This is a genomic window from Eubacterium callanderi (assembly GCF_900142645.1).
Classification (GTDB): Bacteria; Bacillota; Clostridia; order Eubacteriales; family Eubacteriaceae; genus Eubacterium; species Eubacterium callanderi.
In genome coordinates this window covers 20,559-29,206 of record NZ_FRBP01000021.1, presented here as the reverse complement: position 1 = coordinate 29,206, position 8,648 = coordinate 20,559, and the positions used below count along the sequence as shown (strand labels likewise).

General features: G+C 44.7%; 5 protein-coding genes and 2 rRNA genes. 2 read left to right on the top strand and 5 right to left on the bottom strand.

From position 1 onward, the window contains the following. Positions 1-152 (top strand): 23S ribosomal RNA (locus tag BUC22_RS20990); the annotation flags it as partial. A gap of 74 nt (positions 153-226) precedes the next feature. Next, positions 227-343 (top strand): 5S ribosomal RNA (rrf, locus tag BUC22_RS20985). 236 nt (positions 344-579) lie between these two features. On the opposite strand, the gene BUC22_RS20980 is transcribed toward rrf, so the two are convergent. The 5 genes from BUC22_RS20980 to BUC22_RS20960 are packed head-to-tail and all read right to left on the bottom strand — an operon-like array spanning position 580 to position 8,647. Beyond that, entirely contained in the window at positions 580-2,517 is a 1,938-nt protein-coding gene (locus tag BUC22_RS20980; protein WP_013382130.1) for a glycoside hydrolase family 13 protein, read from the bottom strand. Further along, positions 2,517-3,950, bottom strand: a complete 1,434-nt coding sequence (glgA, locus tag BUC22_RS20975) for a glycogen synthase GlgA (protein WP_073383674.1) — start codon at positions 3,948-3,950, stop codon at positions 2,517-2,519. Before glgA ends, BUC22_RS20980 begins: the two co-directional genes overlap by 1 nt. Before the next feature lie 2 nt (positions 3,951-3,952). Then, positions 3,953-5,065 (bottom strand): glucose-1-phosphate adenylyltransferase subunit GlgD, encoded by a 1,113-nt coding sequence (gene glgD, locus BUC22_RS20970; RefSeq protein WP_073383672.1) that lies wholly within the window; start codon positions 5,063-5,065, stop codon positions 3,953-3,955. Positions 5,066-5,078: 13 nt separating this feature from the next. Beyond that, a complete protein-coding gene (locus tag BUC22_RS20965; protein WP_013382127.1) occupies positions 5,079-6,203 on the bottom strand; it encodes a glucose-1-phosphate adenylyltransferase in 1,125 nt (374 codons plus the stop codon). After that, positions 6,200-8,647 carry a glycogen/starch/alpha-glucan phosphorylase gene (locus BUC22_RS20960; protein ID WP_073383669.1) on the bottom strand — a complete coding sequence of 816 codons (2,448 nt, stop codon included), beginning with the start codon at positions 8,645-8,647 and terminating at the stop codon, positions 6,200-6,202. The genes BUC22_RS20965 and BUC22_RS20960 overlap by 4 nt, the downstream gene beginning before the upstream one ends. Between the last annotated feature and the right edge of the window lies 1 nt (position 8,648).

Here is an 8,648-nt window from a genome sequence, read left to right as displayed (position 1 = left end):
TGAAGGCATCTAAGCACGAAGCCCCCCTTAAGATAAGATATCTCATTCGAAAGAAGTAAGGCCTCTGGAAGACGACCAGGTAGATAGGCTGGAGGTGGAAGTGCAGCAATGTATGGAGCTGACCAGTACTAATCGGCCGAGGTCTTGATCTAACAAGACTTTTGAAACACTCTTTTCCTTTATGTTGTTTTGAGTGACTAAAAACTGAATAAAAACGCAAGATTGATCTCGTGATGATGGCGAAGGGGAAACACCTGTTTACATACCGAACACAGAAGTAAAGTCCTTCAGCGCTGAAAGTACTTGGTGGGCAACTGCCTGGGAGGATAGGACATCGCGGGGTCTTTTTACATTTAAGCTTAAGCCGCGCAAAAAAAGAAAGGTGAATGGCCCGTGCAAGTTTACTTGCAAAGGGCCAATGACCTTTTTTTTATGGGGCGTAGCCCCTGACGAAGGTGTCTACAGGACACCGGAGTACGCGGCGATAAGAGCCTGAAATGTTTACAATACGCATGCAAGTAAAAAGAGACAGTTTCCTCATCCATAAAAAACAAACAAAAAGCCCCTTGAGCCAATCACTCAAGGGGTTAAATATTTAGAAGGAATAATTCCCTTCTCTTTATACTCATTGCCATGTAAAATAATTCGTCCGCCGATAATCTTGTAAATCTTTGCGGACAGAGGCTCTAAAATAATCTGTTCCAAGTCTTCCTCATTGTTTGTAAGCAGCTCAAGACCTTTGCGGTCCTTGACAGCTCCATGGCTGAAGCAGCGGCTTTTAACAGTGTTGCGGTTAAAGAGGCAAAGATAGCTTTCATCACCGAGGTCACGTACGTAGGCAAAAACATCGTCTTTGCAGGGAAGCGGATACCATGAACCGCGTTGAAAGGCTTTATGCTCTGCCCTTAAGGCGGTTATTTTTTTGTACCATTCTAAAATTTCTGTATCTTCATGGCCCCATGGATATGTACTCCGGTTAAAGGGGTCTTCATAACCCTGAACGCCGGCCTCGTCGCCGTAATAGATACAGGGGACGCCCGGAAAGGTAAGCTGGATCAGGCTTAAAACCTTTAAGCGGCTTTTGGCCAGGCTGTATTGTTCCTGGGTTAGCCGGTAATGCTCTTTATCACTTTCTTTAGAAAGCGCGGGTGCTTCTCCAAGAATCGTTAGGATACGCATGCGGTCATGGGAACCGATCAGATTCATATTTCCCTTAAACTGTCCTCTGGGATAGTTTTCATAGAGTGACATCATCAAACGCGCAGTTTCCCGAGAGCCTTTATTGCCCATCATAAAGTTAATGAGTGCGTCGCGGAAGGGATAATTCATGACTGCGTCCAGCTCATAACCATAAAAATACCGGCGTAAAATGCCGTAGGCCACTTTTCTGGAGGCGTCCTCCCAGACCTCGCCAATGAGGACCGCGTCTTCTTTTTCCTGTAACATGGCGGTTTTTATCCCTTCGATGAATTCATCCGGGAGTTCGTCGGCAACGTCCAGCCGCCATCCTGAGGCACCAGCTTTCAGCCATCTTCGTATCACTGAATTTTCATTTTCAAAAATAAAATCCTTATATTCAGGCGTTAATTCTTCAACGTTAGGCATTGACTTAACGCCCCACCAGCATTCGTATTCGTTTGGATAATCGTTAAAGCGGTACCAGGGATAAAACGGAGAATCCTTCGACTGATAAGCCCCCAGTCCGGGATAATTTCCGTATTTGTTAAAATAAATACTGTCGTCTCCGGTGTGGCTGAATACACCATCTAAAATGACGCGTATGCCACGCTTTTCTGCCTCTGCACATAGCTGTTCAAAAAGTTCTGTGTTGCCGAATTCCGGGGCAATATGGAGATAATTTGCGGTATCATACTTGTGGTTACTGCTTGATTCAAAAATGGGATTGAGATATAAGATTGTAATATTCAGTTCTTTTAAATAATCAAGCTTTTCGATAATTCCCTGAAGGGTGCCGCCAAAAAAATCCCAGTACTCAATATTTCCCTGACCATCGCGAAAATAATGAGGACTGTCTTCCCAGTTTCCATGAATAAGCGACTGCTTTTTATATTGGGGCTCGAAGGTTTTCTTTTCGCCTTTGTTAAAGCGGTCGGGAAAAATTTGATACATGATCCCCTCGGTGTACCATGCGGGCATTTCACGGACTTTATCGTAGAGTGTAATCTGATAGGACGGTGGAAAGGCTTCATAAATCTGCCCCTCGCCGCCTAAGGTGTCATTTTGTGTGCCATAACAGTAATTGCGGCCTTCATGCTCATAACAAAAATCGTACCATAAAACACCTGGCTGATCGGGTAATGTGAGTGTGTACTCCATCATGTCAGGGAATTTCGATGGTACCATATCGTAAAAGTGCTCGATTGAATTGTAGAATGTCCTTAATTTAACATTTACAGCGTGTGTGGTATAAACACGAATCGTAACCTGGGAGCCTGTCGGAAGTGCTCCGAAAGGCTCCTTAAATCTTAAATCCCAGGAATTGTGTCTAAAATTCATTATGATAATTTACCTGTTACTTTCTTATAATAGTATAAATAGGTTTCGGCAGAAATTTTCCAGTCGAAATTTGATTTTGATGCGTTGGTCATGAGGGTCTTCCACAGCTCGGGCTCGTCATAGTACAGGCCGACAGCCCGCTGGAGTGTGAAGAGCATATCATGTGCGTTGTAGGTGGCAAAGCTAAAGCCATTGCCTTCTTTTGTTTCTTTGTCAAAATAGTGGACGGTGTCCTTTAGGCCGCCTGTTTCCCGAACAACGGGGACGGTGCCGTAGCGCATGGCGATCATCTGTGACAAACCGCAGGGCTCAAATTTTGAAGGCATCAGGAACATATCGCTGGCGGCGTATATTTTTCGAGAGAGGTCTTCGTTAAAGTCAATAATGGTAATCATTTTATCCGGATAAGTGTAGGCAACCTCTCGCAGCATGTTTTCGTACTGGGCGTCGCCAGTGCCAAGAACCACCATTTGGATGTTCATCTGAAGAATCTCATGAATGACAGCAGCCACGAGATCAAGTCCTTTTTGCTCAACCAGACGTGTGATCATGGAAATCATCGGAACCTTTGGATTAACCGGAAGCCCGAGATAGTCCTGAAGCGCTGTCTTATTTTCTGTTTTCTTTTTATATGAACGTGTATAAGGCACAAAGAGCGCTGGATCTGTCTGAGGGTTATAGACGGTTTCGTCAATTCCGTTTAGAATACCCACGGTTTTGTAGCTGATATCACGCATCACGCCATCAAGACCTTCACCATAGTACGGGTCCTTCAGTTCTTCGGCGTAGGTTGGGCTGACCGTGGTTACCAGATCAGAGGTGTAAAGCGCGCCCTTCATCAGGTTTAATTTGCGGTAGAACTCCATGGCAGCCGGAAAATAATCCAGATTCAAGACACCCTTAAGGTCATCAAAGCCATAGAGCCCCTGGTACTTCATGTTGTGAATGGTAAAGACTGCTTTTGTGTTCAGATAATGCCACTGGTACTGTTCTTTGAGCAGGAACGGGATCAGGGATGCCTGCCAGTCATGACAGTGAAGTACATCCGGATAGAAATCAATGTAGGGGATGGACTCCAGCACTGCGCGGCAGAAATAAACAAAGCGTTCACCGTCATCATAATAGCCATACAGGTTCGGACGGTTAAAATAATATTCATTGTCAAGAAAATAGTAGGTAACGCCGTCCATTTCATATTGCTGTATACCCACATACTGGTCGCTCAGACCAACCTTGACGTAGAAGATGTCAATAAGCTTAAAATCTTTTTTATATTCTTCGGGAATACTGGCGTATTTTGGAAGAATAACGCGGATATCGGTTTGATCCTTTGGAAAGGCCTTTGGCAACGAGCCGATCACATCACCTAAGCCGCCGCTTTTGGAAAAGGGATAAGCCTCGGTAGCGGCAAATAAGACTTTTAATTTATCCATTGTTATATAACCATTCCTTTACTTAATACAATCGGGTTATCCTTTGTTCCGACCAGTGATGCGTTATCACGAATCTTAACATCTTTATCAAAAATAACATAGTTCAGTTTAACGTTATTTCCAATTTCGGCCTTCTGCATAATAATGCTGTTGGAAATTTCGCTGCCATAGCCGATTTTGCTGTCGCGGAAGAGAACACTGTGGTAAATTTTCCCCTCAACCTCACAGCCGCTGCCGACGATGGAGTTGCGCACCACGGCCTCATTTTGATAAAGTGTCGGGTGGTTGTCCTTGATTTTGGTATGGATGGAGTTTTCGCTCAGGAAAAGCTCTTTCATGATGTCGAATTCCAGAAGATCCATATTGGCTTCGTAATATTTGGCCAGGTCGTGTACGCGGTTAATATAACCGCTATGCGGTGCGCCGTATACCCGAAGGGTATCCAGATTACTCTTGATCATATCCATCAAGTCCCATTCGCCGGTACGTTCACCAAGCTCCATTAAGTCCAGAAGGACTGATTTTTTAATAATCATCATATCCGCATAGCAGTGGTCTGTCATTTTTTCCTTTTGGTAATGGATGTTGGTAATGCGGTATTTATCAAATTCTAAAAAGACATCGTTGTTTTCAAAGGTAAAGCTTGGCTGTACTTTTTTAAAAATCAATGTGACATCACTGTTGTTTGTTTTATGGATTTTATAGGACGCGTTAAAGCTGAAGCTGGTTACCAGATTTGGCGCTGAGATAACCACGTCTTCATCGCTGCTATGCTGCAGAAATGCGCGGTTATTGTACAGATCACGAAGATTGATTTTCATGAGATTACCAAACCGGACACTGCTGCTGCCTGCCAGAATGGACAAGTCCTGAGTTTTACGGCTTAAGGACCATTCCTTTCCTGTTCCCAGATGGTCGATAAGAGAACTGTATTTATGAGAGCCGACGACACCGACATGGGAAATGCCGGAATTCACCATATTGGACAGGGTAAAGTCGATCATGCGGTAACGGCCGCCAAAGGGCAGCGTACTGATACTGCGGTGCTGGAGCAATTCATTGAGATCTGAGTTATCGCCGTCTACATTTAAAATAATACCAATTGCTTTTTTCATTTCTGAGCACCTCCTATGAATTTAAAACGTGAATTTCTGCCGGGTTGTCACTTTCAGCAGCCACCAGACGGACATCACTCTTAACGTAAGCTCTTGAACCAACAATGCAATTTTCCAGATGCGCGCCATCCTCAATGATTGCGCCGGTATGGATAATTGAGTTTTTGAGAACTGTGTTTTTTCCAACGATAATATCGTGGGAGATAATAGAATTTTCGACTGACCCGAAAATAACACATCCATCACAGATCAGACTGTGTTTTACCACCGCGTCCTGCCCGATAAACTGCGGGTGACGGCTGGTATTATTCGAAAAGATTCTGAAATTCCGGTCTGTCAGGTCAAAATCACAGGCTGGATTGAGTAAATCCATATTGGCGTCATAGTAGCTTTGGATAGTTCCGACATCTTTCCAGTATCCGGAGAACGGATAGGCGAAGATTCGTTTTCCCTCTTCGTGAAGCATTGGAATGACATTGTGCCCAAAGTCATTTTCGGAATCGGGATTTTCAGCGTCTTCAATTAAAGCTTTGCGCAGGACATCCCAGGTAAAGACGTAGATTCCCATCGAGGCTTTGTTGCTCTTTGGTTCCGGAGGCTTTTCCTGGAATTCCAGGATACGTTTTTCGTCATTGGTATTGACAATTCCAAAACGATGGGCTTCATCCCAGGGGACATCCATCACTGCGATGGTGAGGTCAGCGGATTTCTGCTTATGAAAATTAACCATATTGGAGTAATCCATTTTATAGATATGGTCGCCAGACAGGATGAGCACATATTCCGGGTCAAAGCTGTCGATAAAGTCAATGTTTTGATAGATAGCATCAGCTGTGCCATTATACCAGCGCCCGCCCTTTTGTCCCATATAGGGGGGGAGAATGCGAACGCCGGCGCCAACCTTGTCAAGGGACCAGGCGCTTCCGTCACTGATATAATTGTTCAGGATATAAGGACGGTATTGGGTGAGGACACCCACGACATCAATGTCAGAATTCATACAGTTGCTTAATGGAAAGTCAATAATACGGTATTTACCGCCGAATAAAACGGCAGGCTTAGCGTTGTTAAATGTGAGGGATCCCAGACGGCTTCCTTGTCCTCCAGCTAGGAGCATAGCGACACATTCGGTATTCATAATATTTCCTCCTCGTAAATGAATGGTTTGATTTTCCAGATTTCTCTCTGATAATCGGCAATAGAGCGGTCACTTGAGAACATTCCGGAGTGTGCAATATTGACAGCCGACATTTGCAGCCATCTTTTTTGATCTCTGTATACGGCACTCGAGGCTGACTGGATGTCCGCATAAGAGGCAAAGTCTTTAAGTACAAAATAGGTGTCGTTATGAATCAAAAGTGAATCATAGATCGACTGGAAGGTAGAGGTATTGCTGAAAAAGCCATTGATCAGCTGTTCCAAAACCTCCTGAATCCGCGGATCGGATTCATAGATGTCCAGGGAGCGGTAGCCGCCATGGGCATTGTAATTTGCAACCTCCACATCGGAGAGGCCAAAGGTAAAAATATTATCCATTCCCACAGCTTCAGCGATCTCGACATTGGCGCCATCCATTGTGCCGAGTGTAATGGCACCGTTCATCATGAATTTCATATTTCCGGTACCAGAGGCTTCCTTGCCCGCAGTGGAAATCTGCTCAGAAATTTCGGCGGCAGGATAAATCATCTCGGCGACAGAGACATTAAAATTTGGAACAAAAACGACTTTTAAACGGTCATTGATAGTGGTGTCGTTATTCACCTTGTCCGCAATGACATTAATCAGCCGGATGACTTCTTTGGCATAATAATAGGATGGTGCGGCCTTGCCGGCAAAAATATAGGTTTTTGGGACAAAATCCATATTTGGATCTGCCTTGAGTGTATTATAAAGATACATGATGTGCAGAGCGTTCAGCAGCTGCCGTTTATACTCGTGAATACGCTTGACCTGAATATCAAAGATCGAATCCAGGTTCAGCTGAATCCCTTGGGATTTGTTGATATATGCTGCCATGTGGGCTTTGTTTCTGCGTTTGACAGCTCCCAGCTTTTCACAGAAAGCGGCGTCAGCTGCATATGGAAGCAGTGCCTCCAGGCTAGATAGTTTGTTTGGCATTGTCCAGCTGTCACCTATGGTTTCATTGAGCAAGGTTTTTAGCTGCGGGTTGCTGCCCATTAAAAAACGTCTTGGCGTTACGCCGTTGGTCACAGAATGAAAACGCTCCGGGAAAACAGCATAAAAATCCTTGAAGGTTTCCTCACGGAGAATTTTACTGTGCAGCTCCGCGACGCCGTTGACAGAATGGCTGCCGATAATGGCCAGATGTGCCATATGGACATGGCCGTCCTTTAAAATCGAAATGGAATAGTTGCGCGCCTCCTGGTCTGGATAAAACCAGTTCATGTCATTGACAAAACGGCGGTTGATTTCTTCGATAATCTGGTAGACACGGGGAAGAAGTTCCTTTACCATATCAATGGGCCATTTTTCCAGCGCTTCAGGCAGTACGGTATGGTTTGTGAAGCTGATGGATTTAACGGTCATATCCCAGGCCTTATCCCACTCATAATTTTCTTCATCAATGAGAATCCGCATGAGCTCTGGAACGCAGAGGGCAGGATGTGTATCATTGATATGGATACAGATTTTATCGGAAAAGCCGTCCATTGATCCGTGATTAAATTTTTTATAACGCCGCACAATCCGTTTCAGCCCGGCACAGACAAAGAAATATTCCTGCTTGAGGCGGAGCTGTTTTCCCTCAAAGCCATTGTCGTTTGGATATAAAATCTGACTGATGGCCTCGGCCTCAGAACGCCTTTGCATGGCTTTTAAAAAATGACCCTGATTAAAGGTGGAGAGGTCAAAATCCTCTACCGGCTGTGCGCTCCAGAGACGAAGTGAATTGACGGTTTTGTTATGGTAGCCCTGAACAGGGACATCATAAGGGACTGCCAATACCGGTTCATAGTTTTCATGGATAAAAACCAGCTTGCCATTGACCATTTCAGTCCGGACATTCCCTTTATACTTTACAATAACAGATTTATCGGGCTTGGCGATTTCAAAAGGATAACCGTTTTTCAGCCAGTTGTCTGCAACTTCAACCTGTTCATTGTTGATGATCTTCTGTTCAAACAGGCCAAATTTATAGCGGATTCCATTTCCATGCCCGGGAAAGCCCATGGCGGCGGTTGAATCCAGAAAACAGGCCATGAGCCGGCCCAGACCACCGTTGCCGAGTGCGGGATCGTGCTCTTTTGCCTGAATGGCCTCGTAATCAAGACCGAGCTCACAGAGCACCTCAGGCACAATATCGTCCCACCCGAGACTGTTAATATAAGCCTTTAACAGCCGGCCTATCAAAAATTCGATGGAGAAAAAATAGATTTGCTTTTCTTCCATTTTGTGAAGGCGGCTGTTGTTGACAGCCCATTCGGCAGTGATTTCTTCCATGACCAGCTCAGATAATGCTTCATACTGGTGCTGTGCGGTCGATTCGGAGAAATCTTCGCCGGAAACTTCTTCTACTTTTTTTATAAATGCTTTTTTAAAACTTGCTTTTTCAAGTGTTTTCATC